Source organism: Mycobacterium ostraviense, from assembly GCF_002705925.1.
In the GTDB taxonomy this organism is placed as follows: domain Bacteria; phylum Actinomycetota; class Actinomycetes; order Mycobacteriales; family Mycobacteriaceae; genus Mycobacterium; species Mycobacterium ostraviense.
On the sequence record NZ_NKRE01000001.1, the window covers coordinates 4,058,239 to 4,081,430 of the forward strand.

Sequence of the window (23,192 nt, forward strand, 5' to 3'; positions counted from 1 at the left end):
CGGCTTCAGTAGGATCTGGGCAGGCCCAGCGATGTCTGCGCGACGAAGTTCAGCACCATCTCGCGGCTGATCGGGGCGATCCGGGCCAGCCGGGCTGAGGTCATCATCGCTGCCACGCCGTATTCTTTGGTCAGCCCGTTGCCGCCCATGGACTGCACGGCCTGGTCGACCGCACGGGTCGAGGCTTCGGCCGCAGCGTATTTGGCCATGTTGGCCGCCTCGGCCGCGCCCACGTCGTCGCCGTGGTCGTAGAGCGTGGCGGCCTTCTGCATCATCAGCTTGGCCAGTTCAACCTCAATGTGGCACTGCGCCAACGGATGTGCCAACCCCTGATGAGCGCCGATCGGGGTGGACCACACCTGGCGGGTCTTGACGTAGTCGACGGCCTTGCCCAGCGCGAACCGGCCCATGCCGACCGCGCTGGCCGCGCCCATGATCCGCTCGGGGTTCAGGCCGGCGAAAAGCTGTGCGATAGCGGCGTCTTGGGCTCCGACCAATGCATCGGCGGGCAGCCGGACGTCGTCGAGGAACACCTGGAACTGGCGTTCCGGGCTGATCAGCTCCATCTCGATCGGCGTGTAGGTGAAGCCGGGCGCGTCGGTGGGCACCACGAACAACGCCGGGCGCAGCTTGCCGGTCTTGGCCTCTTCCGTACGACCCACCATCAGTACCGCCTGCGCCTGGTCGATGCCGGAGATAAAGACCTTCTGGCCCTTGAGAATCCAGTCGCTGCCATCGCGGCGGGCGGTGGTGGTGATCTTGTGCGAATTGGACCCGGCGTCCGGCTCGGTGATCGCGAACGCCATCGTCAACGACCCATCGGCGATGCCCGGCAGCCAGCGCTGCTTTTGCTCGTCGGTGCCGAACTTGGCGATGATGGTGCCGTTGATGGCCGGCGACACCACCATCAGCAGCAGTGCCGAGCCCGCTGCCGCCATCTCCTCCATCACCAGCGACAGCTCGTACATGCCGGCGCCGCCACCGCCGTATTCCTCGGGCAGGTTCACTCCAATGAACCCGAGTTTTCCTGCCTCAGCCCATAATTCGGTAGTGTGCTGATGCGCGCGGGCCTTCTTCAGGTAGTACTCGTGGCCGTAGTTGGACACCCATTCAGCCACCGCCTTGCGCAGCGCCTGGCGCTCTTCACTTTCGATGAAGCTGGTGTCTGTCATTGTGAATCTCCTTGTGATTCGGGTCCTTCCACGCGTGCCAGCACGGCACCGACGTCGACCTGCTGGCCGGTGTGGACGTTGAGCTGGGTGAGTACACCGTCAGTCGGCGCGCTGATGGTGTGTTCCATCTTCATCGCCTCCAGCCAAATCAATGGCTGACCCGCTGTGACGGTATCGCCGACCTCGGCGCCCAAGCGGATGACGTTGCCGGGCATCGGCGCCACCAACGATCCCTGCTCGACGGCCGAACCCGGCTCGGGAAAGCGGGGTAGTGCGACCAGATGCACCGGTCCGCTGGCGGAATCGACGTAGACGTCCTGGCCGTAGCGCGCCACTGTGAAGCTGCGGGCCACGCCGTTACCGTCGGCGAGCACCACCTGGTCCGGCGCGGCCGATACCAGTTGCACGGATTCGTCGCCGGGAAGCTCCAATCCCGTTCTGGTGAAGCGGTATTCGATGGGGTTGTCCTTGCCGCCGTCGTCGAGGTACGTCTTGACCTGATAGCCCGATGCCAGGTTGCGCCAGCCACTGGGGATGGAGCCGAACACCGCCGCAATCGCGCGATTGTGCGCGGCGTCGGAAAGGGCGGCGGCGATCACCGACAACCGGATCGTCGTCGCGTCGGCCAGCGGTGCCGACAGCTCCGCCAAGCCGTGGGTGTCGAAAAATGCGGTATCCGTGGCGCCGTCGAGAAATGCCGGGTGGCGCAGCACGTTGACCAACAGCTCGCGGTTGGTGCGCAGGCCGTGCAGGCGGGCGCGGGCCAGCGCGTCGGCGAGCACCAACGCCGACTGCCGGCGCGTCGGAGCGTAGGAGATGACCTTGGCCAGCATCGGGTCGTAGTGGATCGACACCGTGGAGCCGGCAACGATCCCCGAGTCCAGCCGGATCCCGACCCGGTTCCCCAGGGTGGCGAACTGCGCGCGGACCGACGGCACGTCGATGCTGTGCACCAGACCCGCCTGCGGCTGCCAGTCGCGCGCGGGATCCTCTGCGTAAAGGCGAGCTTCGATCGAATACCCTTGGGCCACAGGTGGTTCGGCATCAAGCCGGCCGCCTTCGGCGACCGCGAGCTGCAATTCGACCAGATCCAGGCCGGTGGTCTCCTCGGTGACCGGGTGCTCGACCTGCAGCCGGGTGTTCATTTCCAGGAAATAGAACTCGCCGTCATCATCAGCGAGGAACTCCACCGTCCCCGCACCGGTATAGCCGATGGCGGAGGCGGCCAGGCGGGCGGCGTCGAACAGCTTGGTACGCATGCCGGATATGCGCTCCACCAACGGCGAGGGCGCTTCTTCGATGATCTTCTGGTGTCGGCGCTGAATGGAGCATTCGCGTTCGCCGACGGCCCAGACGGTGCCGTGCATGTCGGCCAGGACCTGTACCTCGACGTGGTGTCCGGTGGGCAGATAACGCTCACAGAACACCGTCGGGTCGCCGAAAGCGGATTGCGCTTCGCGCCTGGCGGCCTCGACTTCGGCTGGCAGGGCGGACAATTCGCGAACGACCCGCATCCCGCGGCCACCACCGCCCGCGGACGCCTTCACCAGCACCGGCAGCTGGGATTGGGTGACGGTGTCGGGATCGAGCTCGTCGAGCACCGGCACTCCGGCAGCCGCCATCAGTTTCTTGGACTCGATCTTGGAGCCCATGGCCCGCACCGCGTCCACCGGTGGGCCGACCCAGGTCAGGCCGGCCTCCTGTACGGCCGCGGCGAAATCGGCGTTCTCCGAGAGGAACCCGTAGCCGGGGTGTACCGCATCGGCGCCCGCGGCCCGGGCGGCCGCGATGATGGCCTCGGTGTTGAGATAGTCGTTGGTCTTGGATAACCGAACCCGGGCGTCGGCCTCGGCGACATGCGGCGCCGCGGCGTCCGGCTCGGTGTAGATGGCGACGGTGCCCAAGCCCAGCCGGCGGCAGGTGGCGAACACCCGTCGCGCGATCTCGCCGCGATTGGCAACCAGTACTCGAGTGATCGGCATTTGCATCACATCCGGAAGACGCCGAAGTTCGACGTTCCCTTGATCGGACCATTAGCGATGGCGGACAAACACATTCCCAGCACGGTGCGGGTGTCGCGCGGGTCGATCACCCCGTCGTCGTAGAGCATTCCGGACAACACCAGCGGCAACGACTCGGCTTCGATCTGGCCTTCGACGGCGGCGCGCATCGCGCTGTCGGCCGCTTCATCGACCTGCTGGCCGCGGGCCTCGGCGGCGGCGCGGGCCACGATGGACAGCACCCCCGCCAGCTGGGCGCCGCCCATCACCGCGGACTTGGCGCTGGGCCAGGCGAACAGAAACCTCGGGTCGTAGGCGCGTCCGCACATCCCGTAGTGGCCCGCGCCGTACGACGCGCCGATCAACAACGAGATGTGCGGAACGGTCGAGTTGGACACGGCATTGATCATCATCGAGCCGTGTTTGATCATGCCGCCCTCTTCGTAGACCTTGCCGACCATGTAGCCGGTGGTGTTGTGCAAGAACAACAGTGGCGTGTCGTAGCGGTTGGCGAGCTCGATGAACTGGGTGACCTTTTGCGACTCTTCGCTGAAGAGTATGCCGCGCGCGTTGGCCAGGATGCCTAGCGGGTAGCCATGCAGCCGGGCCCACCCGGTCACCAGCGACGAGCCGTACAGCGGCTTGAACTCGTCGAATTCGGAGCCGTCGACAATGCGGGCGATAACCTCCCGCGGGTCGAACGGAATGCGCAGGTCCGCCGGGACGATGCCGATCAGCTCCTCGGCATCGAACAACGGCTCCGTGACCGGCCCGGGCGCGGGCCCCTGCTTGACCCAGTTCAGCCGGGCCACGATGCGACGTCCGATCCGGATGGCGTCGAGCTCGTCTTGCGCGAAGTAGTCGGCCAAACCCGAGATGCGGGCATGCATTTCGGCGCCACCCAGCGACTCGTCGTCGGACTCCTCGCCGGTGGCCATCTTCACCAGCGGCGGGCCCGCCAGGAACACCTTGGAGCGTTCCTTGATCATCACCACGTGATCGCACATGCCGGGAATGTAGGCGCCGCCCGCGGTGGAGTTGCCGAATACCAGTGCGATAGTCGGGATCCCGGCAGCGGACAGCCGGGTGAGGTCGCGGAACATCGCTCCGCCGGGAATGAAGATCTCCTTCTGCGTCGGCAGGTCCGCCCCGCCGGATTCCACCAAAGAGATCACCGGAAGCCGGTTCTGGAACGCGATCTGATTGGCCCGCAGGATTTTTCGCAATGTCCACGGGTTGCTGGTGCCGCCTTTGACCGTCGGGTCGTTGGCGACGATCAAGCATTCCACGCCGGACACCGCACCGATGCCGACGACCGTGCTGGCACCGACCGTGAAGGCGCTGCCGTATGCCGCCAGCGGGCTCAGCTCGAGGAACGGCGAGTCCGGGTCGACGAGCAATTCGATGCGTTCCCGGGCCGTGAGCTTGCCGCGGGCGTGATGACGATCGACGTATTTCGGCCCGCCGCCGGCCAGCGCCTTCGCCAGTTCGGCGGCGATTTCGTCGAGCTTTGCCGCCGTCGCCGTTGCCGCTTCGGCGTACCCGCCGGCGTGGGCGTCGAGGGTGGACTGCAAAACGGTCACGACCACCGCCGACGATCCAGTGGAGGTACTCCCCAGCTTCGCGGGGACCCCACCCGCGTGCGGGAGAGAGGCGGTGCAATCATGATTGATACCCCAGCAGTTTGGCGGCAAGTGCGGTCAGGATTTCGGTGGTTCCGCCGCCGATGCCCAGTATCCTCATGTCCCGATACTGGCGTTCGACTTCGGATTCGGCCATGTAGCCCATCCCGCCGAAGAGCTGGACGGCCTGGTTGGCCACCCATTCGCCGGCCTCGACGGCGGTGTTCTTGGCGAAGCACACCTGCGCAATCAGGTTCGTCTCCCCGGCCAGCTGACGCTCCACCACGTGACGGGAGTAGACCCGGGCGACGTCGATGCGCCGGGCCATCTCGGCCAGGGTGTTCTGCACCGCCTGACGCGAGATCAGCGGACGCCCGAACGTCTCCCGGTCGCGACACCACTGCGCGGTGATGTCCAGACATCGCTGCGCGCTCGAATACGCTTGTGCGGCAAGACCGATACGTTCGGAGACGAAGGCCTGGGCGATCTGGGCGAATCCGGTGTTCTCGCCGCCCACGAGATTGGCGGCCGGTACCCGCACGTCGGTGTAAGACAGCTCGGCGGTGTCCGAGGAGCGCCAGCCCATCTTGTCCAGCTTGCGGGTGACCTCGAAACCCGGTGTGCCCTTTTCGACCACCACCAGCGACACCCCGGCTGCCCCGGGTCCGCCGGTGCGCACCGCGGTGACGACGTAGTCGGCGCGCACCCCGGAGGTGATGTAGGTCTTGGCGCCGTTGATCACGTAGTGGTCGCCGTCGCGAACGGCGCTGGTGCGCAGGTGCCCGACGTCCGAACCGCCGCCGGGTTCGGTGATGGCCAGCGCGCCGATTTTTTCACCGGTCAGGGTGGGACGAACGTAGGTGTCGATCAACCGCGCGTCGCCGGAGGCGATCATGTGCGGCACCGCGATGCCGCAGGTGAACAGCGACGCGAAGACCCCGCCGGGCGCCCCGGATTGGTGCATCTCCTCGCAGATGATCACCGAGTCGGCGCCGTCGCCCCCGCCGCCGCCGACGGCTTCGGGAAAACCCGCTCCCAGCAGGCCGGCGGCCCCGGCTCGCCGGTGCAGGTCGCGCGGCAACTCGCCGATTCGCTCCCATTCGTCGATATGCGGCAGGACTTCTCGTTCGGCGAACGAGCGGACGGTCTTTCGTAGCTGCTCGCGCTCCGGTGTGGTCCAGATGTTCACAACAGCGTCTCCGGAATGTCGACGTGGCGGCTGCGCAGCCATTCGCCCAGCCCTTTGGCTTGCGGATCGAAACGCGCCTGGTAGGCGACGCCCTGACCCAGGATCCCCTCGATCACGAAATTCAGCGCCCGCAGATTGGGCAACACATGTCGGGTGACGTCGAGGTCTGCCGTCTCGGGCAACAGTTCCTTGAGAAACTCGACAGTCAGCGTGTTGGCCAGCCAGCGCCACTGCTCGTCGGTGCGCACCCACAGCCCGACGTTGGCGGAACCGCCCTTGTCGCCGCTGCGGGCACCGGCAATCAGGCCCAGCGGCGCACGCCGGGTCGGTCCCGCGGGTAACGGCTCGGGAAGCGGCGGGGGAGCCGCCGGTGCCAGCTCCAAAGTCTCCGAAGCGCAGTCGATTTCGCTGCGGGTGCCGTCGGGATGGACCGCGACGTGCGGCACCTGGGTGGCGTCGACGTAGCCCGGGGTGTAGACGCCGTACACCTGACCGTCGCCGGGCGGCGCGGTCACGGTGAAGCCTGGATAGCTGGCCAACGCCAATTCGACTGCCGCCGAAGAGAATTGCCGCCCGACATTGGCGGGATCGGGATCGCGCACCACACACCGCAGCAAGGCGCTGGCCGCCTCCTCGGTGTCGGCGTCGGGGTGGTCGGTACGCGCCAGGGTCCACTCGAGTTCGGCGGGCTTGACGGTGAGCGCGGCTTCGAGCTGGCGTCGCACCAGATCCGCCTTGGCCTCGATGTCGAGGCCGGTCAGCACGAATGTCATGGAGTTGCGGAAGCCGCCGATGCTGTTCAGCGACACCTTGAGGGTGGGCGGCGGCGGTTCGCCCACCACACCGCTGATGCGCACCCGGTCCGGGCCGTCCGCCGAGAGCGCGATGGTGTCCATCCGGGCCGTCACGTCCGGGTTGGCGTAGCGCGCGCCGGTGATCTCGTAGAGCAGCTGCGCGGTGACGGTGTCGGTGCTGACCAGACCGCCGGTGCCGGGGTGTTTGGTGATCATCGAGGAGCCGTCGGCGTGGACCTCGGCTAGCGGGAAGCCGGCGTGGATAAGGTCCGGCACGTCGGTGAAGAAGGAGTAGTTGCCGCCGGTGGCCTGCACCCCGCATTCGATGACGTGACCGGCGACCACCGCTCCGGCCAGCTGGTCGTAGTCGGTGCGGCCCCAGCCGAAGTGCGCGGCCGCCGACCCGACGACCACCGAGGCGTCGGTGACCCGGCCGGTGATGACGACGTCGGCTCCGGCATTGAGGCAGTCGACGATGCCCCACGCACCCAGATAGGCATTGGCCGTCAGCGGTGTGCCGAGGCCGAGCTCGGCTGCCCGGGACAGCAGGTCATCGCCTTCGACGTGGGCGACCCGGGCCGGCACGCCGAGGCGCTGGGCCAGGGCCCGGATCGCGTCGGCCAATCCGGCCGGGTTCAGGCCGCCGGCGTTGGCCACAATGCGCACCCCCCGGTCGCAGGCCAACCCCAGACATTCTTCGAGTTGGGTGAGGAAGGTCTTGGCGTAGCCGCGCTCGGGGTGCTTCATCTTGTCGCGACCCAGGATCAGCATGGTCAGTTCGGCCAGGTAGTCGCCGGTGACGTAATCGACTGGATCATCCAGGCCGCCGGTGACCATCTCGCGCATGGCCGAGAGGCGGTCGCCGTAGAAACCCGAGCAGTTGGCAATCCGCACGGCTCCGGACGCGCCACCAACAGAGGCCATGCGCGTCCTCCCTTCATTGGGATTACCGATCGGGCCGAACCCGGCCAACCAACCGGTAGGTCAGCATAGCCGTATGCCTCGAACGGTGTGATACCCGCCTCTCTCGCTGACGTCACGCTCCGTTTTGGCGAGCTGAAGCTCACCGACTACCCTTTTAAGGCACCCTTTAACAGGGTAGTGTCGCCGTCCGGCCGACCGGCAGGTTCACGGCCATGCAATGCGACACGCACCGACCCAACCCCGATCGAGGAGTAAGGCCCCACCATGGCGGTACCCAAGCGCAGGACGTCGCGCGCGAATACCCGAAGCCGGCGCTCGCAGTGGAAGGCCACCTCGACCGACCTGGTCGGCGTCACCGTCGCCGGCCGGAAGCACAAAGTGCCCCGTAGGCTGCTCAAGGCGGCGCGGCTGGGCCTCGTCGACCTCGACCGGCGCTAGCTGCTCCCGGCAGGGGCTACTGTGGCGCATGTGACGAGCCCGCCGGCCGAGCCCGTCGCCTCGACGGCGCGCCTCTCAGGCCAGTCTCAGGCGGTCGTACGAGACTAGTGTCCGTGCGAATTCTTGTCGTCGACGACGATCGTGCGGTACGCGAGTCACTGCGCCGGTCGCTTTCCTTCAACGGCTACTCGGTCGAACTGGCCCACGATGGGCTCGAGGCGCTCGACATGATTGCCAGCGATCGGCCCGACGCACTCGTGCTCGACGTCATGATGCCGCGGCTGGACGGCTTGGAGGTGTGCCGTCAGCTCCGCAGCACCGGCGACGACCTGCCGATCTTGGTGCTGACCGCCCGTGACTCGGTTTCGGAGCGGGTGGCCGGCCTCGACGCCGGCGCCGACGACTACCTGCCCAAGCCGTTCGCTCTCGAAGAATTGCTGGCGCGGATGCGGGCCTTGCTGCGCCGCACCAAGCCCGACGACACCGCCGAGTCGGTGGCCATGCGCTTCTCCGACCTCAGCCTGGACCCGGTAACCCGTGAGGTCACCCGCGGGCAGCGCCGCATCAGCCTCACCCGCACCGAGTTCGCCTTGCTGGAGATGCTGATCGCCAATCCGCGACGCGTGCTCACCCGCAGCCGCATCCTCGAAGAGGTGTGGGGCTTCGACTTTCCCACGTCCGGCAATGCGCTGGAGGTCTACGTGGGGTATCTGCGCCGCAAGACCGAGGCCGATGGCGAGCCGCGGCTGATCCACACCGTCCGGGGAGTGGGTTACGTGCTACGCGAAACGCCGCCCTGATGCTCGGGTTCCGCCGCCGAGCACGGGTACCGCTGCGAACGACCAGTTCGTTGTCCCTGCGGTGGCGGGTCATGCTGCTGGCTATGTCGATGGTGGCGATGGTCGTCGTGCTGATGTCGTTCGCGGTGTACGCGGTGATCTCGGCCGCCCTCTACAACGACATCGACAATCAGCTGCAGAGCCGCGCGCAGTTGCTGATCGCCAGCGGGTCGCTCGCCGCCGACCCGGGCAAAGCCATTGAGGGCACGGCGTATTCGGACGTCAACGCGATGCTGGTGAACCCGGGCCACTCGATCTATACCGCCAACCAGCCCGGACAGCACCTGCCCGTCGGAGCGCCGGAAAAGGCCGTCATCCGTGGCGAGTTGTTCATGTCGCGGCGGACGGCGGCCGATCAGCGGGTGCTTGCCATCCATTTGCCCAACGGCAGTTCCCTGCTGATCTCCAAGAGTTTGAAGCCGACCGAGGCGGTCATGACCAAACTGCGCGCGGTACTGCTGATCGTCGGTGGTGTCGGCGTGGCGGTCGCCGCGGTGGCCGGGGGAATGGTCACCAGGGCCGGGCTTCGTCCGGTGGGCCGCCTCACCGAGGCGGCCGAGCGGGTGGCGCGAACCGACGACCTGCGACCCATCCCAGTGTTCGGCAGCGACGAATTGGCCAGGCTTACCGAGGCGTTCAACCTGATGCTGCGGGCGCTGGCCGAATCCCGGGAACGACAGGCCAGGTTGGTCACCGATGCCGGGCACGAGTTGCGCACCCCGTTGACGTCGCTCCGCACCAACGTCGAACTGCTGATGGCGTCGATGGAGCCCGGAGCGCCGCGACTGCCGGAGCAGGAGATGGTCGGCCTGCGTGCCGATGTGCTGGCCCAGATCGAGGAATTGTCCACTCTGGTAGGCGATTTGGTGGACCTGACGCGCGGCGACGCCGGTGAGGTGGTGCACGAGCCGGTCGACATGGCCGACGTCATCGACCGCAGCCTGGAGCGGGTCAGGCGGCGCCGCAACGACATTCACTTCGACGTCGAGGTGATTCCCTGGCAGATCTACGGTGACGCCGCCGGGTTGTCACGCGCGGCGCTCAACCTGATGGACAACGCGGCCAAGTGGAGTCCGCCGGGGGGCCACGTGGGCGTCACGCTGAGACAACTCGACCCGTCACACGCCGAGCTGGTGGTATCCGACCGCGGGCCCGGCATTCCCGCGCAAGAGCGGCGCCTGGTGTTCGAGCGGTTCTACCGGTCCGCGTCGGCGCGGGCGATGCCCGGTTCGGGCCTGGGCCTGGCAATCGTCAAGCAGGTGGTGCTCAACCACGGTGGATCGCTGCGGGTTGATGACACCGTTGCGGGTGGCCAGCCCCCGGGAACGTCGATTCACGTGCTGCTGCCCGGCCGCCCGATGCCGGGTCCGACCTACCCGACGACCCCGACGGCCACGGTCGATACCCGCGGCAAGGCCGAGGCCGGCCGTTCGGATGAGGGCGCCGGAGACTCCGCGAACTCACGGAGTTCGACGAACGTTATCTCAGTGGATTCTCAGTCCGCGCGCGCAAGGTAGTGGTGCAGTTACTGTTGACAGCAAGCCCATGCCCGCAGCGCATGGCCAAGCACCGGGCGCATTAAGCCCCAGTAGAGGAAGAGCGACTTAGCGACATGACGAATCACCCGAGGTATTCGCCACCGCCGCAGCAGCCGGAATATCGTGCCGTGCCCAACCAGCCGGTGCCGCCGGCTTATGTGCAGGGGTCTGCGCAAACATACAATCAGCAGTTCGACTGGCGGCACCAGCGGTCGCAGCCGCAGTACGGTCGGCCCTATGACGCCTTCGCGGGTACCGGGCCGCGGCCGCTGCCGGGTGGTACCGGGGTGGGCCCCATACCCGGGGGTACCGGGCAGGGCCCTGCCGGTGGCGGCACCGGTCCCGGCCCGATCACCGGCATGCTTCCGCCGATGTCACCGCCTCCCGCGGTGATTCAGCAGCGACGTCCCCGCGCGGGCATGCTCGCGATCGGCGCACTCACCATCGCCGTGGTGTCGGCCGGTATCGGTGGCGCGGCCGCATCGGTCGTCGAATTGACCCGGTCACCCGCGAGCACCAACGGTGGCGGAGTGGTCGCCAGCGGCGCTCCCAGCATTCCGGCAGCAAACATGCCGGCGGGTTCGGTCGAGCAGGTGGCCGCCAAGGTGGTGCCCAGCGTCGTGATGCTGGAGACCGATCTCGGGCGCGCGTCGGAGGAGGGCTCGGGCGTCATCCTGTCCAGCGACGGGCTGATCCTGACCAACAACCACGTCGTCGCCGCTGCCGCGAAACCGCCCGCCGGTGCTCCGCCGCCGAAAACCACGGTGACTTTCTCCGACGGCCGGACGGCTCCGTTCACGGTGGTCGGGGCGGATCCGACTAGTGATATCGCCGTGATCAAGGTCCAAGGTGTCAGCGGTCTCACGCCGATATCGCTGGGGTCATCGTCGGATCTGCGGGTCGGTCAGCCGGTCCTGGCGATCGGGTCCCCGCTGGGTCTGGCCGGCACGGTGACCACCGGCATCGTCAGCGCTCTCAACCGGCCGGTGTCGACCACCGGCGAGTCCGGTAACCAGAACACCGTTTTGGACGCAATCCAGACCGACGCCGCCATCAACCCCGGCAACTCCGGTGGTGCGCTGGTCAACATGAACGGTCAACTGGTCGGCATCAATTCGGCGATTGCCACGTTGGGCGCGGATTCCGGCGATGCGCAGAGCGGTTCGATCGGCCTGGGCTTCGCGATCCCGGTCGACCAGGCCAAGCGGATTGCCGACGAGCTGATCAGCACCGGCAAGGCGACACACGCCTCACTGGGCGTGCAGGTGACTACTGACAAGGGCATTCCCGGCGCCAAGGTGGTCGAGGTGGTCCAAGGCGGCGCGGCCGCCACTGCCGGAGTGCCCAAGGGAGTCATCGTCACCAAGGTGGACGAGCGCCCCATCAACAGCGCCGACGCGCTGGTCGCCGCGGTGCGGTCCAAGGCGCCGGGCGACAAAGTGGCGCTGACCTTCCAAGACCCCTCGGGCGGCAGCCGTACCGTGCAGGTCACGCTAGGCAAGGCGGAACAGTGATGAAGGCAGGTCCTCCGTTGTCAGAGCTCGGATATACGGTTGCACCCATGGAACAGGGTGCGGAGTTGGTGGTGGGCCGGGCACTTGTCGTCGTCGTCGACGATCGCACTGCCCACGGCGACGAAGACCACAGCGGCCCGCTGGTCACCGAACTGCTCACCGAGGCGGGTTTCGTTGTCGACGGTGTGGTCGCGGTGTCGGCCGACGAAGTCGAGATCCGCAACGCGCTGAACACCGCGGTGATCGGCGGAGTGGACCTGGTGGTGTCGGTGGGTGGGACCGGGGTCACGCCCCGCGACGTCACGCCGGAGGCCACCCGCGACATCCTGGACCGGGAAATCCTTGGTATCGCCGAAGCCATCCGCGCTTCGGGGCTGTCGGCAGGGATCATCGACGCGGGTCTGTCGCGCGGCTTGGCGGGAGTGTCGGGGAGCACGCTGGTGGTTAACCTCGCCGGTTCGCGCTACGCCGTGCGAGACGGCATGGCGACGCTGAATCCGCTGGCCGCTCAAATCATCGGGCAGCTGTCGAGTTTGGAGATCTGAAGCCAGTTACTGAGCTTCGGCGTCGGCGCGGGGTCCGTGGCTTGGTGTTGGTGTCCCGCCATGCTTGCCCGACGGGCTCTCGCCATTGGTTTGGGCCAGCAAGTCCCGGATCTCGGTGAGCAGGACCACCTGCGCGTCGTCCGCCTGCTCGACCTCACCTTTTTGGCGCAGCCTGTTGTACGGCAGCACGATCAGGAAGTACACCACGGCGGCGATCAGCACAAAGTTGATGGCCGCCGACACGAGGATGTTCAAGTCGATGGCCTGCCCGCCGCCGATGTCCAATCGCAAGATGCCGAAGCTGGTCTGCTGGTTGACACCGACCCGGGTTATCAACGGCGTGATGATGCTGTCGGTGAATTTGGTGACCAACGCCGTGAACGCGGTGCCGATGACCACCGCGACGGCCAGGTCGACGATATTGCCCCGCGCGAGGAACTCCTTGAACCGTTTGAGCATGGGTAGCGCCTTTCCACAGTCGAAGTCGTCTGATCGTGCCTGCATGCCGGGCCGTTGTCTCGGCACGTCGAAGGCAGACGGTATCTCAGACGGGTGGCGCTCGGGGTGATGTGAGTACTTGTGGTTGGGCCCCGGCTCAATGCAAAGTCAGCGTCACCGTCTGCCCCAGCACCGCGCCTGCGACCGTATTCGCCAGGCGTGCTGGCAGGACGACCAACACCACGCGGTCATCGTGTGACTGAAGCTCCTGTTTGGCCGATACCAGCACGACGACGGCGTCGGTGGCCACCACCTTGCTGACCGACGGAGTAGCCGCCGGTAAGTCGGTAGCGGGCGCGGCAAGTACGTCCACCACGTCGCCGACCCGGACAAGGTCGATCAGTGCGCTATCGGCCAGATGGAGCGGCACGATGCGGGCGCCGGGGCCCGCCGTCGACTCGGCCAGTCGGCTGCCCAGGATCCGCACATCGGTGAGCACCTCGCCGCGTCGCGCCGGGCCAGCCAGCGTCGAGCCGACGACTGCGCCCAGGTCGGCCTGTGATCCATCGGGAAGCGTTGCCGCCGAACGCGTTTCCAGCCGGATGTCGTCGTAGGTCAGGGAACTGCCCGGGCGCAGGTCCCGGGCGGCAACCACCACCTGCGAACCGTCGGCCTCGGTATTCGACCGCAGCGCTGCTACGCCGGCCAGCACGACGAGTCCAGCGGCGGCGATGCGCCGCGCCAGGATGGTCCGGGTCCAGTCCGGGCGCAGCAGCATCGATAGACGGCTGAACAGGGATGCGTTGAGCGATGGTTCGGCCACCGGCACACCGTATGCGCGAAGCAGCGCCGGCGATGCCGGTCAGGACGAGACCTGTGGATAACCGGTCAGCTCGCGGCGCCGGCGGTAACCGGGGCGGCGGTGCTGGTGGACTTCTCCGCCGGGCTCGACGACTTGGTCTCGCTCGACGTGGACTCGGTGGATGACGACCCGTTGGTCGAGCTCTTGGACTTCTTGTCGGTCTCGCGGCTGTCGGTGCGGTAGAAACCGCTGCCCTTGAAGACGACGCCAACCGAGTTGAACAGCTTGCGCAGCCGACCGGAGCACTTCCCGCAGGTGGTCAGCGCATCGTCGGTGAAGGCTTGCACAACGTCGAAGCGGTCGGCGCACTCGGTGCACGCGTAGCTGTAAGTCGGCACAAGAACCTCCGGAAAATTCGGCTTGGGCTAGCACTCTACCTTCTCAAGTGCTAGAACCGCCACGTGACATCAGTCATTCCCATGCGGGAGTGCGATCAATCCGCGTGTGGGTGTGACGACGTGGGTCATTCGCACGTCATGTGCTTCCTGCGGCAACTCGTCGACCAATTCCTCGTCGCGGACCAGCGCAATCAGCCATGTGTGCGGGTTCCTGCCCGCCAGTGAGCGGTCGTAGAAGCCACGCCCCTTGCCCAGCCGCACGCCGCGGCGGTCCACGGCCAGCGCCGGCACGATTACCAGGCCGGCCTCGGCCACCGCCGATTCCGGGAGCCAGGGCTCGGGCGGCTCCAGCAGTCCCCACCGGCCCCGCACCAGCTCGCCGGGGCGGTATTCGCCCCACAACAGCGGCAACGGAACCTCGTCCGCGGCGACCCGGGCCACCGGCAACAGCACTCGTCCCGCGCGGCGCCGCAATGCCGTGAGCATGTCCATCGACCCGGGCTCGCCGCCCACCGGCACATAGGCGCAGACCGTGGTGTGGCCGGTCACCAACGGCTCCAGGTGCCGGGTGAACAGCCCAGCCTCGGTGGCGCGGACGTCGTCGGCAACCAGGCGACGCGCGGCCAGCACCCGTCGCCGCAACGCCGCCTTGCCAGCGCTTGTCACGCCCACAACGATGACAGGCGGGATTTCGCTACTCCGAAGCCACCCGGCAAATCCGGTGAGAGTTATCGTGTGAACGATGTCATCCGATGTTCCGGTCCCTTTCACGGCGATCGTCCCCGCAGCCGGCCTGGGTACGCGGTTTCTGCCCGCGACTAAGACGGTGCCCAAGGAGCTGCTGCCGGTGGTCGACACGCCCGGAATCGAGCTGGTGGCCGCCGAGGCGGCTGCCGCCGGTGCCGAGCGCCTGGTGATCGTCACCTCCGAGGGCAAGGACGGGGTGGTCGCCCATTTCGTCGAGGACCTGGTGCTCGAGGGCACGCTCGAGGCCCGCGGCAAGACGGCCATGCTGGCCAAGGTGCGCCGCGCTCCGGAGCTGATCAAGGTGGAGTCCGTGGTGCAGTCGGAGCCGCTGGGACTCGGACATGCCATCGGCTGCGTAGAGCCCGCGCTGGCTGCTGACGAGGACGCCGTCGCGGTGCTGCTGCCCGATGACCTGGTGCTGCCGACCGGGGTGCTGAAGACCATGTCGAAGGTACGGGCCCGGCTGGGCGGCACGGTGTTGTGCGCCATCGAGGTGACACCCGAGGAGATCAGCGCCTACGGGGTCTTCGACGTCGAACCGGCCCCGGATGCCGAGATGGCCGACGTGCTGAGGGTCAAGGGGATGGTCGAAAAGCCCAAGACGCAGGACGCCCCCTCGATGTACGCGGCAGCCGGTCGCTATGTGCTCGACCGGGCGATCTTTGATGCGTTGCGCCGCATCGACCGGGGAGCGGGCGGGGAAGTTCAGCTCACCGACGCCATTGCGCTGCTGATTGCCGAGGGCCATCCGGTGCACGTGGTCGTGCACCGGGGATCCCGACACGACTTGGGAAATCCCGGCGGCTACCTCAAGGCTGCGGTTGACTTTGCATTGGATCGTGACGATTACGGCCCGGAGTTGCGGCGATGGTTGGTGGCGCGATTGGGTCTGACCGAGCAGTAGCCGGGCGGAGCGGGGCGACCCGCCCTCGGGGCGAGCCGGGTGATCGGGCCCAGCTCGCCCACCTGGCTCGACGGAAAGGCGCGCTGTGCGTTCTGTGGAGGAACAGCAGGCCCGGATATCGGCCGCCGCGGTAGCCCCGAGGCCGATCCGGGTTGCCATTGCCGAGGCGCAGGGTCTGATGTGCGCCGAAGAAGTGGTGACCGAGCGCCCGCTGCCCGGTTTCGACCAGGCCGCGATCGACGGCTACGCGGTGCGCAGCGTCGACGTGATGGGTGTCGGCCAAAACCTCGGGGCCGCGGGTACCGAGCTGTTCGCCGACGACGCCGTTCTTGACGATCGCGACGTGCTGACCCTGCCGGTGATGGGCACCATCGAAGCGGGTGCGCGCACCCCGACGAGGCTGCAGCCGCGCCAGGCGGCACGGGTACAGACCGGGGCTCCGCTGCCCACCTTGGCCGACACCGTGCTGCCGTTGCGGTGGACCGACGGTGGGATGTCGCGGGTGCGGGTGCTGCGCGGCGCGCCGTCGGGCGCCTATGTGCGCCATGCCGGTGACGATGTGCAGCCCGGTGACGTCGCGGTGCGGGCCGGCACCATCATCGGCCCGGCGCAGGTCGGGCTGCTGGCCGCGGTCGGCCGGGAACGGGTGCTGGTGCACCCGCGTCCGCGGCTGTCGGTCATGGCCGTCGGTGGCGAGCTGGTCGACATCTGTCGGACCCCGGGCAACGGGCAGGTGTACGACGTCAACTCCTATGCCCTGGCCGCCGCCGGCCGGGATGCCGGGGCCGAGGTGAACCGGGTCGGCATCGTCAGCAACAACCCCAAGGAACTCGGCGAGATCGTGGAGGGTCAGCTCAACCGCGCGGAGCTGGTGGTGATCGCCGGCGGGGTCGGCGGCGCGGCCGCCGAAGCGGTGCGCTCGGTGCTGTCCGAACTCGGCGAGATGGAAGTCGTCCGGGTCGCGATGCATCCCGGATCTGTCCAGGGGTTCGGGCAGCTGGGGCGGGATCGGGTTCCGACGTTTCTGCTGCCGGCCAATCCGGTCAGCGCGCTGGTGGTTTTCGAGGTGATGGTCCGGCCGCTGATCCGGCTGTCGCTGGGCAAGCGACAGCCGATGCGCCGGATCGTGCAGGCCCGCACCTTGTCGCCGATCACCTCGGTGGCCGGGCGCAAGGGTTACCTGCGCGGTCAGCTGATGCGCGATCAGGACAGTGGCGAGTACCTGGTGCAGGCGCTGGGCGGGGCCGCGGGCGGATCGTCGCACCTGCTGGCCACCTTGGCCGAGGCCAACTGCCTGGTTGTGGTTCCCACCGGAGCAGAGCAGATTCGCACCGGCGAGATCGTCGACGTCGCCTTCCTGGCTCAGCACGGCTAGGCGCAACCGCGGCACCTTCTTGTGAACCTGTTGCGCTCGAGTTACCGGCATCCCGGGTGGCCGATGAACGTCGGGCCGCTGCGGGTCCGGGCGGGAGTGATCCGGTTGCGACCGGTCCGGATGCGCGACGGTGCGCAGTGGAGCCGGATCCGGATGGCCGATCGTGCCCACCTGGAGCCCTGGGAGCCCAGCGCGGAAGGTGACTGGACGATCCGGCATTCGGTCGCCGCGTGGCCGGCAGTGTGTTCGGGTCTGCGTTCGGAGGCCCGCAAGGGCCGCATGCTGCCCTACGTCATCGAGCTCGACGGGAAGTTCTGCGGTCAATTGACCATTGGCAACGTCACTCACGGAGCGCTGCGATCGGCCTGGATCGGCTACTGGGTACCGAGCACGCATACCGGTGGCGGCGTGGCCACCGGAGCCTTGGCGCTGGGCCTCGACCACTGCTTCGGCCGGGTGGGACTGCATCGGGTGGAGGCCACCGTGCGTCCGGAGAATGCCGCCAGCCGTGCCGTTTTGGCAAAAGTCGGTTTTCGGGAGGAGGGGCTGCTGCGCCGCTACCTCCAGGTCGACTCGGCGTGGCGCGACCACCTGCTGGTGGCGATCACCATCGAAGAGGTCGACGGGTCGGTGGTGTCGAGGCTGATCCGCGCCGGCCTGGCGAGCTTGCCCTGACCGGGAGCCGCGGGGTGCGGTTCAGCAAGACCCGGGGCGGCCGCCGTTGATCGGGAAAATTGTGGCTGACGCGACACGTGTGACTTGTGGTGCTTGTGAGAGGCAAATTACAGGTGTGTAATTGCCTCAGGGCGCATGACCCGGCCGTGTTGGCCAACGATGGGGCCGCGCGGGGATCGGAACCGAAGAGAGCAGGTCACCATGCCAAGCATCCCGCAGTCGCTCTTGTGGATATCGCTCGTGGTGCTCTGGCTGTTCGTGCTGGTACCCATGCTCGTCAGCAAACGCGACGCGGTGCGGCGCACCAGCGACGTCGCCTTGGCGACCCGGGTGCTCAACGGCGGTGCCAGTGCGCGGCTGCTCAAGCGCACGGGTCCCGCCGCCGGTCATCGCAGCGATCCCCACTGGAAGCCCGAGGAAGACTGGGGCACCGAGCCCGTCGGCCAGGCCGAAGACGACGTCGATCAGGACACCGCTCCGGTCCATGACGTGGCGAAGGAGACCGAAGTTGCCGACGACGCCAGCGGCCCGGGGGCGGTCGTCATGAAGGTCGGCGCCGCTCGCGCGGCTCGCGAAACCGAGGTCGACAGTCCGGACTACCTGGACGTCGAGGTGGTGGAGGAGAACGCGGGAGCGCTTCCGGTCGGCGCCAGCGCCCGAATGGCCGAGCCCACGGCGCTGGCAGTCGATGGCGGATCCGCTGCGGACGAACCCGCCGGTGCGGACGACGCCGCTGACGAGTCCGAGCTCGACACCGCGGAACTGTTCGCAGTGCGGGCCGACGACCGGGAGCGTGCCGCCCGTGCTGATGACGAATACGAATACGTCGAGGACTCGTCCGGTTTGGAACCGGCGGAGGATCCCCAGGACGACCATGACGCGCCGGCCAGTTTCACCCCGGGTGCCTCACGGCGGCGCCGGTTCGACACCAAGACCGCCGCCGCGGTGAGCGCGCGCAAGTACGTGTTCCGCAAGCGCATGCTGATGACGATGGCGTTGGTCCTGGTGGGCTCGGCGGTTGCGGCCTTCGAGGTGACGCCGTTGGCATGGTGGTTGTGCGGTACCGCCACCGCGGTCACGGTCCTGTACCTGGCCTATTTGCGCCGGCAGACCCGGATCGAGGAGAAGGTCCGTCGTCGCCGGATGCATCGGATGGCGCGGGCACGGGTTGGCGTGGAGAACACCCATGACCGCGACTACGACGTGGTGCCGTCCCGGCTGCGGCGTCCCGGCGCGGTGGTGCTGGAAATCGACGACGAGGACCCGATCTTCGAGCACCTGGATGGCGCGGTCCCGATGCGACACTACGGGTGGTCGCGCGATCTACCGCGCGCCGTCGGGCAGTAGCCCCGGCAGTTCGGTCATCGGCTGCCGCGGCTGGTAGCCTGCTAGCGATCAGGGGCTATGGCGCAGTTGGTAGCGCGACTCGTTCGCATCGAGTAGGTCAGGGGTTCGAATCCCCTTAGCTCCACCAAGAAACACTATCTGACCTGCATGTATAGTAGGCATCCTGAAACATGCCAAGTGATCTGCCAAGCAAAGACAGCAGATGGGCGTCCATCCGGCGGCGCCAACGGCGCAATGGCACCACTGCCCACTGTGTGCTGTTCTGGGTCGACGGCCGGCATCGACCACCACCCCCGCGGGTCCATGACCGTCGCGCAGTGGGTGCGCCACCACATCGACCACCTCACCGGCGTCGAGCAGTACACCCTGGACGTCTATGAGCGATACCTGGCCAACGACATCGCGCCCTTCCTCGGCGATATTCCCCTGAAGTCATTGACCGCCGCCGACATCGCCCGTTGGGTCAAACCCATGGAGTCCACGCCCAGCGCGAAAACCAAACGGCTGCCCGCGCCTAAGACCATCCGCGACGGCGATGACATGCGCATGCTGTCACGTGACGAATTCGACCGGTTACTGGCCCCGGCCACCGCCGAACCGTGGCGTCCGCTGCTGCATTTCCTGGTGGCCTCCGGCTGCCGCTGGGGGGAGGCCACCGCCCTCAACCCGCCGATGTCGACCGCGACGCCGGCACCGTGAAAATCCGGCGCGCCTGGAAGTACAGCAGCAAGGGCTACCACATCGGGCCGCCCAAGACCAAGCGGTCGCGGCGCCACCATCAACCTGCCCGCCGACATCCTGGAACAACTCGACTACACCGGCGAGTGGCTGTTCACCAACCGGACCGGACGCCCGGTCCGGTATCACTCGTTCCGGCCGAACGTGTGGGACAAGGCCGTGGCCAAGGCGAAGCTCGACCCGGCTCCCACTCCTCACGATCTGCGGCATACCTGCGCCTCGTGGCTGCTGGCGGCCGGGGTGCCGATCCTCACTGTGTCACGTCAGCTTGGGCATGAGTTGGTGAAGATGACCGGCGATATCTACGGTGATGTCGACCGCGCCAGCCACGCCGCGGCCGCCGAGGTTATGGGGCGGCTTCTTAGTGGTGGAACATAGTGACCTGAGTGCCCGACTCGGCGGTTTGATGATCGGAGACCAGTTGGTGCACTCGTTGATGCGAGACGCCGAGCGCGGCACCGATGTCACGCACAGTTAGGCCCGTGTTCTTGAGTTCAAGGGCCGCGCGGCGGTATTCCTGGGCGGCGGCGGCCTGTGCGTCCGCTGCTTCTTTTCGTAGTTTGGCCGCCAGGTCCAGGTGATAGCGAACAGAGTCGGGCAGCTCGACCTTGACCTCCACGTCAAAGGAATCTGCCGGGATGTCGAGATAGGTGGCGATCAGATCATGCGCCCATGGTTCGACGTCGCTCAGCGTGCGGGCTTGGGTGGGCAACCCTTCGTCTGGGTAGGCGCCTAGTCCAAGTACGCGCACAAGCCAGTATTTTTCGCCGCGGCTGGCAATTGCGGTGTAGGTGGTCATCGCCACCACCCCCTTCCGAGTTTGCCCTGACATTGCTTGTAGACCATCTCGGCGTAGCCGGGGTCCAGATTGCGGTGGCGCTCTATGGGGATCATGGTGCCGTCCAGGTCGTAGATGTCATGGTTGCCGCCGTGGCGATTGAAGGTGAAGGTGATGCCGTTGTTCTTGGCGGCGTCTTCGATTTTCTTGATGACCTCTGTCCGCTTCGGCACACCATTAGTCTAGTCTAAACTAGACATTTATGGCAAGTGCGAGGTAGACAAATGGCCGTGTGATCAACAGCTGTCGACGTCCATGCCATCTATGTTGAGTACCGATGACCACGACCATTGATCGCCCAATTCGACAAGCGCCTGATGCGGCATATACAGCACGACCTTTCCCGGAATCCGGTCGTTGACCAGCCAGCTCATGTTGTGCTGCATCCCTTCGCCCCAGACGTACCAGAAGTGGGCTATCTTCTCACCGTTCAGCGTCTTGTAGCCAAGTTGCACCGTCTTGTGGGATGCGTTGCTCGCGAGCAATGACCAAAGCACGGTCTCGTCAGACGGTGGCTGTCCGCTGTACGCCATGGTGACCCGCGCGGTCGTTCCGGGATAGCTGGGTATTTGTCCAACCTCGACACGGGTGGACTGTAGGTCGATCGGGGAGCTGGCCGTAATCGATTCGCAGGATGAGTCCGCTTCCGCCCATGTCTGGGTGCCTCGACCAACAATCTTGGCGGGCGGGGTGGCCCGGGGTGGCGTCGGAATGATCACGGGTAATGGCGGGATTGTGTACGAGGCCACGACCGAACTTGTAGTGGACTTTGTTGATCGACCTGCATGATTTCTCATTGCCGAGACGGCACATGCCCCGCCGAAGGCAAGCACAACAACACCAACGAGACCGAGAGTCAGAATCAGCTGGCGATTTGATTGAGGCTTGGATTGCCAGCGGCGCCCGTCCCAATACGCGCGGCCTACGCCACGCTGGTCCGGGTGCCAGCCGGGCCCGGGTAGTGGCGCACCCATGGATGGAGTTATGACTGCAAAGCGGGGATTGTTACAGTTTCCGCCCGTGCCGACAGCCGCCATCAACAACCAGTAGATCCACTACACCGACACCGGCGCGGGTCCAGCGATCATCGCGACCCACGCCACGCTCATGGACCTTGCATCGCTTGAACCGCTCACATCAAAGCTGATCGAGGCGGGCTATCGGGTAGTGGCGTTTGATCTGCGTGGTCACGGCCAAACCGTGTACGACCAGCAGCCCTGCACGTACGAGGATGCGGCCCGCGACGTGCTCGGCCTGGCCGACCATCTCGGTATCGGCCGATTCGTTTTCGTGGGAGAGGGCCAGGGCGCGGTGGTGGCGCTGCGCACCGCGCTGCTGGCGCCTGACCGGGTGCGCGTGCTGGCATTGATCGGCCCGACCGCCGACGCCGCGCTTGACGGCGAGAACGACGCTCTCGTCGCGGCGATGGACATCTGGTGCACACAGGGGCCGACCCCGGAGATTTTCGAGCCGGCCGCCCAGAGAGCCACCGCCAGCGCGCAGGCGGCGACCGAGCTGATGGCCCGCTGGCGGGCCAGCGCATGGCGTGACTACCGTGCCGCCGCCAATGCGCTGGCGACGCGCCCCCGCTTCGTTGAGCAGCCGCCGAAAATCACCTGCCCCACCTTGGTTGTGCACTCGACGCGGGGCATCTTCGTGCCGATGTTCCTCGGCAAGGAGGTCGCCGACAACGTGAGCGGCCCCAGCCGATTCGTGCCCATCGAGACTGGTCAGCATGCGATCACGTTCGCGTTCGACCCGCGCGTGGCCGCCGAGATCCTAGCGTGGCTACCGGGTATCGAGGATCGCACCGAGTAGCAGAGCGCCAGGCATTGGCGATGCCCGCCATACCTGCATGTCGATCGTCGACTCGCACCCGTTGTCGCGGTCGTGCACGATCCACGGCTGCGTCGCCGGGTCGACGGGGATCACCTGAGCCTGCCATTCCCGGCGAAACACCGTGATCGACATGAGCATGCGAACCACCGGCGCAACCGTGTCAGGATCGACCGCCATCCCATAACGCATCCACCCGACGCACCACTGCGAAACCTCATCCCAGTTACGCACGATCGACCGCGACGTCGTGGACACGTACAGCCACTGGTGCATGCTCGGGGTCAGCCACACGCCTTTAAACAGGCGCTGCCACTCACGGTTGTATGCCGCGATCCGCCATGACACGTCAAGGACCAGCGCCGGATTGGGTTGTAGCAGCGCATCGATATATGTCCGCATCGCTTCGGCGTCGTCGAGCATCGGATCGGGGAGCATCACACCGGACGCGGCGAACAAATAGTGGGTCTCCCAATCCGACAGCTTCAGCGCATCCGCTAGCCCCACCAACGATGACCG

Annotated in this window: 25 protein-coding genes and 1 tRNA gene; 13 read left to right on the forward strand and 13 right to left on the reverse strand. The window is 66.8% G+C overall.

Annotated elements, in window-relative coordinates:
* Positions 1 to 5: 5 nt before the first annotated feature.
* The 5 genes from CDN38_RS19020 to CDN38_RS19040 all read right to left on the reverse strand — a co-directional run bounded on the left by CDN38_RS19020 (position 6) and on the right by CDN38_RS19040 (position 7,671).
* A complete protein-coding gene (locus CDN38_RS19020; RefSeq protein WP_075510606.1) occupies positions 6 to 1,172 on the reverse strand; it encodes an acyl-CoA dehydrogenase family protein in 1,167 nt (388 codons plus the stop codon).
* Positions 1,169 to 3,154, reverse strand: coding sequence for an ATP-binding protein (locus CDN38_RS19025; protein WP_075510652.1), 1,986 nt, complete (start codon positions 3,152 to 3,154; stop codon positions 1,169 to 1,171). The genes CDN38_RS19020 and CDN38_RS19025 overlap by 4 nt, the downstream gene beginning before the upstream one ends.
* Positions 3,155 to 3,159: 5 nt before the next feature.
* The gene (locus CDN38_RS19030; protein WP_075510651.1) at positions 3,160 to 4,755 is read right to left on the reverse strand and encodes an acyl-CoA carboxylase subunit beta; all 1,596 of its coding nucleotides are present in this window, start codon (positions 4,753 to 4,755) and stop codon (positions 3,160 to 3,162) included.
* Between the two features lie 79 nt (positions 4,756 to 4,834).
* A complete protein-coding gene (locus CDN38_RS19035; protein ID WP_075510607.1) occupies positions 4,835 to 5,983 on the reverse strand; it encodes an acyl-CoA dehydrogenase family protein in 1,149 nt (382 codons plus the stop codon).
* Positions 5,980 to 7,671, reverse strand: a complete 1,692-nt coding sequence (locus tag CDN38_RS19040; protein ID WP_099319428.1) for an acyclic terpene utilization AtuA family protein — start codon at positions 7,669 to 7,671, stop codon at positions 5,980 to 5,982. Before CDN38_RS19040 ends, CDN38_RS19035 begins: the two co-directional genes overlap by 4 nt.
* Positions 7,672 to 7,965: 294 nt before the next feature.
* Here CDN38_RS19040 and rpmF point away from each other — a divergent pair, with 294 nt between their 5' ends.
* The 5 genes from rpmF (at position 7,966) to CDN38_RS19070 (ending at position 12,575) form a co-directional block, all read left to right on the forward strand.
* Positions 7,966 to 8,139: a 50S ribosomal protein L32 gene (rpmF, locus tag CDN38_RS19045; RefSeq protein WP_075510609.1), complete on the forward strand. Its 174-nt coding sequence runs from the start codon at positions 7,966 to 7,968 to the stop codon at positions 8,137 to 8,139.
* A 113-nt stretch (positions 8,140 to 8,252) separates the two neighbouring features.
* Positions 8,253 to 8,939 (forward strand): two-component system response regulator MprA, encoded by a 687-nt coding sequence (gene mprA, locus CDN38_RS19050; RefSeq protein WP_036393573.1) that lies wholly within the window; start codon positions 8,253 to 8,255, stop codon positions 8,937 to 8,939.
* Positions 8,939 to 10,495, forward strand: coding sequence for a HAMP domain-containing sensor histidine kinase (locus tag CDN38_RS19055; RefSeq protein WP_075510610.1), 1,557 nt, complete (start codon positions 8,939 to 8,941; stop codon positions 10,493 to 10,495). Before mprA ends, CDN38_RS19055 begins: the two co-directional genes overlap by 1 nt.
* 95 nt (positions 10,496 to 10,590) lie before the next feature.
* Positions 10,591 to 12,030, forward strand: coding sequence for a S1C family serine protease (locus CDN38_RS19065; RefSeq protein WP_075510611.1), 1,440 nt, complete (start codon positions 10,591 to 10,593; stop codon positions 12,028 to 12,030).
* Positions 12,030 to 12,575: a MogA/MoaB family molybdenum cofactor biosynthesis protein gene (locus tag CDN38_RS19070; RefSeq protein ID WP_036401978.1), complete on the forward strand. Its 546-nt coding sequence runs from the start codon at positions 12,030 to 12,032 to the stop codon at positions 12,573 to 12,575. Before CDN38_RS19065 ends, CDN38_RS19070 begins: the two co-directional genes overlap by 1 nt.
* A gap of 6 nt (positions 12,576 to 12,581) precedes the next feature.
* Here CDN38_RS19070 and mscL read toward each other — a convergent pair whose 3' ends face one another.
* From mscL to CDN38_RS19090, 4 genes are all read right to left on the reverse strand, one after another.
* Positions 12,582 to 13,034: a large-conductance mechanosensitive channel protein MscL gene (gene mscL, locus CDN38_RS19075; RefSeq protein ID WP_075510653.1), complete on the reverse strand. Its 453-nt coding sequence runs from the start codon at positions 13,032 to 13,034 to the stop codon at positions 12,582 to 12,584.
* Between the two features lie 136 nt (positions 13,035 to 13,170).
* Positions 13,171 to 13,836, reverse strand: coding sequence for an SAF domain-containing protein (locus CDN38_RS19080; protein ID WP_075510654.1), 666 nt, complete (start codon positions 13,834 to 13,836; stop codon positions 13,171 to 13,173).
* Positions 13,837 to 13,901: 65 nt separating this feature from the next.
* Entirely contained in the window at positions 13,902 to 14,213 is a 312-nt protein-coding gene (locus tag CDN38_RS19085; protein WP_075510612.1) for an FmdB family zinc ribbon protein, read from the reverse strand.
* Positions 14,214 to 14,282: 69 nt separating this feature from the next.
* The gene (locus tag CDN38_RS19090) at positions 14,283 to 14,879 is read right to left on the reverse strand and encodes a 5-formyltetrahydrofolate cyclo-ligase (protein WP_075510655.1); all 597 of its coding nucleotides are present in this window, start codon (positions 14,877 to 14,879) and stop codon (positions 14,283 to 14,285) included.
* Between the two features lie 76 nt (positions 14,880 to 14,955).
* On the opposite strand from CDN38_RS19090, the gene CDN38_RS19095 reads away from it, so the two are divergent.
* From CDN38_RS19095 to CDN38_RS32235, 7 genes are all read left to right on the forward strand, one after another.
* The gene (locus tag CDN38_RS19095; protein WP_075510613.1) at positions 14,956 to 15,864 is read left to right on the forward strand and encodes a UTP--glucose-1-phosphate uridylyltransferase; all 909 of its coding nucleotides are present in this window, start codon (positions 14,956 to 14,958) and stop codon (positions 15,862 to 15,864) included.
* Between the two features lie 85 nt (positions 15,865 to 15,949).
* Positions 15,950 to 17,239: a molybdotransferase-like divisome protein Glp gene (gene glp / locus CDN38_RS19100; RefSeq protein ID WP_075510614.1), complete on the forward strand. Its 1,290-nt coding sequence runs from the start codon at positions 15,950 to 15,952 to the stop codon at positions 17,237 to 17,239.
* Positions 17,240 to 17,260: 21 nt separating this feature from the next.
* Positions 17,261 to 17,914, forward strand: coding sequence for a GNAT family N-acetyltransferase (locus CDN38_RS19105; RefSeq protein ID WP_082277113.1), 654 nt, complete (start codon positions 17,261 to 17,263; stop codon positions 17,912 to 17,914).
* 201 nt (positions 17,915 to 18,115) lie between these two features.
* Positions 18,116 to 19,261, forward strand: coding sequence for a divisome protein SepX/GlpR (gene sepX / locus CDN38_RS19110; protein WP_075510616.1), 1,146 nt, complete (start codon positions 18,116 to 18,118; stop codon positions 19,259 to 19,261).
* Between the two features lie 51 nt (positions 19,262 to 19,312).
* A tRNA-Ala gene (locus tag CDN38_RS19115) sits at positions 19,313 to 19,388 on the forward strand.
* A gap of 176 nt (positions 19,389 to 19,564) precedes the next feature.
* Complete coding sequence (locus tag CDN38_RS32230) at positions 19,565 to 19,960, forward strand: tyrosine-type recombinase/integrase (protein WP_306316095.1); 396 nt, start codon at positions 19,565 to 19,567, stop codon at positions 19,958 to 19,960.
* Between the two features lie 129 nt (positions 19,961 to 20,089).
* The gene (locus CDN38_RS32235) at positions 20,090 to 20,377 is read left to right on the forward strand and encodes a tyrosine-type recombinase/integrase (protein WP_306316107.1); all 288 of its coding nucleotides are present in this window, start codon (positions 20,090 to 20,092) and stop codon (positions 20,375 to 20,377) included.
* On the opposite strand, the gene CDN38_RS19125 is transcribed toward CDN38_RS32235, so the two are convergent.
* From CDN38_RS19125 to CDN38_RS19135, 3 genes are all read right to left on the reverse strand, one after another.
* A complete protein-coding gene (locus CDN38_RS19125; protein WP_075510656.1) occupies positions 20,361 to 20,798 on the reverse strand; it encodes a hypothetical protein in 438 nt (145 codons plus the stop codon). The genes CDN38_RS32235 and CDN38_RS19125 overlap by 17 nt on opposite strands.
* Positions 20,795 to 21,010 carry a hypothetical protein gene (locus tag CDN38_RS19130; RefSeq protein ID WP_099319115.1) on the reverse strand — a complete coding sequence of 72 codons (216 nt, stop codon included), beginning with the start codon at positions 21,008 to 21,010 and terminating at the stop codon, positions 20,795 to 20,797. Before CDN38_RS19130 ends, CDN38_RS19125 begins: the two co-directional genes overlap by 4 nt.
* A gap of 63 nt (positions 21,011 to 21,073) precedes the next feature.
* Complete coding sequence (locus CDN38_RS19135) at positions 21,074 to 21,556, reverse strand: hypothetical protein (RefSeq protein ID WP_075510618.1); 483 nt, start codon at positions 21,554 to 21,556, stop codon at positions 21,074 to 21,076.
* Positions 21,557 to 21,944: 388 nt separating this feature from the next.
* Between CDN38_RS19135 and CDN38_RS19140 the strand changes: the two genes are divergently transcribed.
* The gene (locus CDN38_RS19140; RefSeq protein WP_233026937.1) at positions 21,945 to 22,655 is read left to right on the forward strand and encodes an alpha/beta fold hydrolase; all 711 of its coding nucleotides are present in this window, start codon (positions 21,945 to 21,947) and stop codon (positions 22,653 to 22,655) included.
* On the opposite strand, the gene CDN38_RS19145 is transcribed toward CDN38_RS19140, so the two are convergent.
* On the reverse strand, positions 22,626 to 23,180 hold the full coding sequence (locus CDN38_RS19145) for an MmyB family transcriptional regulator (protein ID WP_075510619.1): 555 nt from the start codon (positions 23,178 to 23,180) through the stop codon (positions 22,626 to 22,628). The two genes, CDN38_RS19140 and CDN38_RS19145, sit on opposite strands and share 30 nt — an antisense overlap.
* Between the last annotated feature and the right edge of the window lie 12 nt (positions 23,181 to 23,192).

Bases quoted from the DNA above. Each gene is read 5' to 3' on its own strand.
- CDN38_RS19140 (WP_233026937.1), top strand. From the start codon at position 21,945: ATGGACCTTGCATCGCTTGAACCGCTCACATCAAAGCTGATCGAGGCG.
- sepX (WP_075510616.1), top strand. From the start codon at position 18,116: ATGCCAAGCATCCCGCAGTCGCTCTTGTGGATATCGCTCGTGGTGCTC.
- CDN38_RS19055 (WP_075510610.1), top strand. From the start codon at position 8,939: ATGCTCGGGTTCCGCCGCCGAGCACGGGTACCGCTGCGAACGACCAGT.
- CDN38_RS19020 (WP_075510606.1), bottom strand. From the start codon at position 1,172: ATGACAGACACCAGCTTCATCGAAAGTGAAGAGCGCCAGGCGCTGCGC.
- CDN38_RS19095 (WP_075510613.1), top strand. From the start codon at position 14,956: ATGTCATCCGATGTTCCGGTCCCTTTCACGGCGATCGTCCCCGCAGCC.
- CDN38_RS19125 (WP_075510656.1), bottom strand. From the start codon at position 20,798: ATGACCACCTACACCGCAATTGCCAGCCGCGGCGAAAAATACTGGCTT.
- mscL (WP_075510653.1), bottom strand. From the start codon at position 13,034: ATGCTCAAACGGTTCAAGGAGTTCCTCGCGCGGGGCAATATCGTCGAC.
- CDN38_RS19070 (WP_036401978.1), top strand. From the start codon at position 12,030: ATGAAGGCAGGTCCTCCGTTGTCAGAGCTCGGATATACGGTTGCACCC.
- CDN38_RS32230 (WP_306316095.1), top strand. From the start codon at position 19,565: ATGACCGTCGCGCAGTGGGTGCGCCACCACATCGACCACCTCACCGGC.
- rpmF (WP_075510609.1), top strand. From the start codon at position 7,966: ATGGCGGTACCCAAGCGCAGGACGTCGCGCGCGAATACCCGAAGCCGG.
- CDN38_RS19065 (WP_075510611.1), top strand. From the start codon at position 10,591: ATGACGAATCACCCGAGGTATTCGCCACCGCCGCAGCAGCCGGAATAT.
- CDN38_RS19025 (WP_075510652.1), bottom strand. From the start codon at position 3,154: ATGCCGATCACTCGAGTACTGGTTGCCAATCGCGGCGAGATCGCGCGA.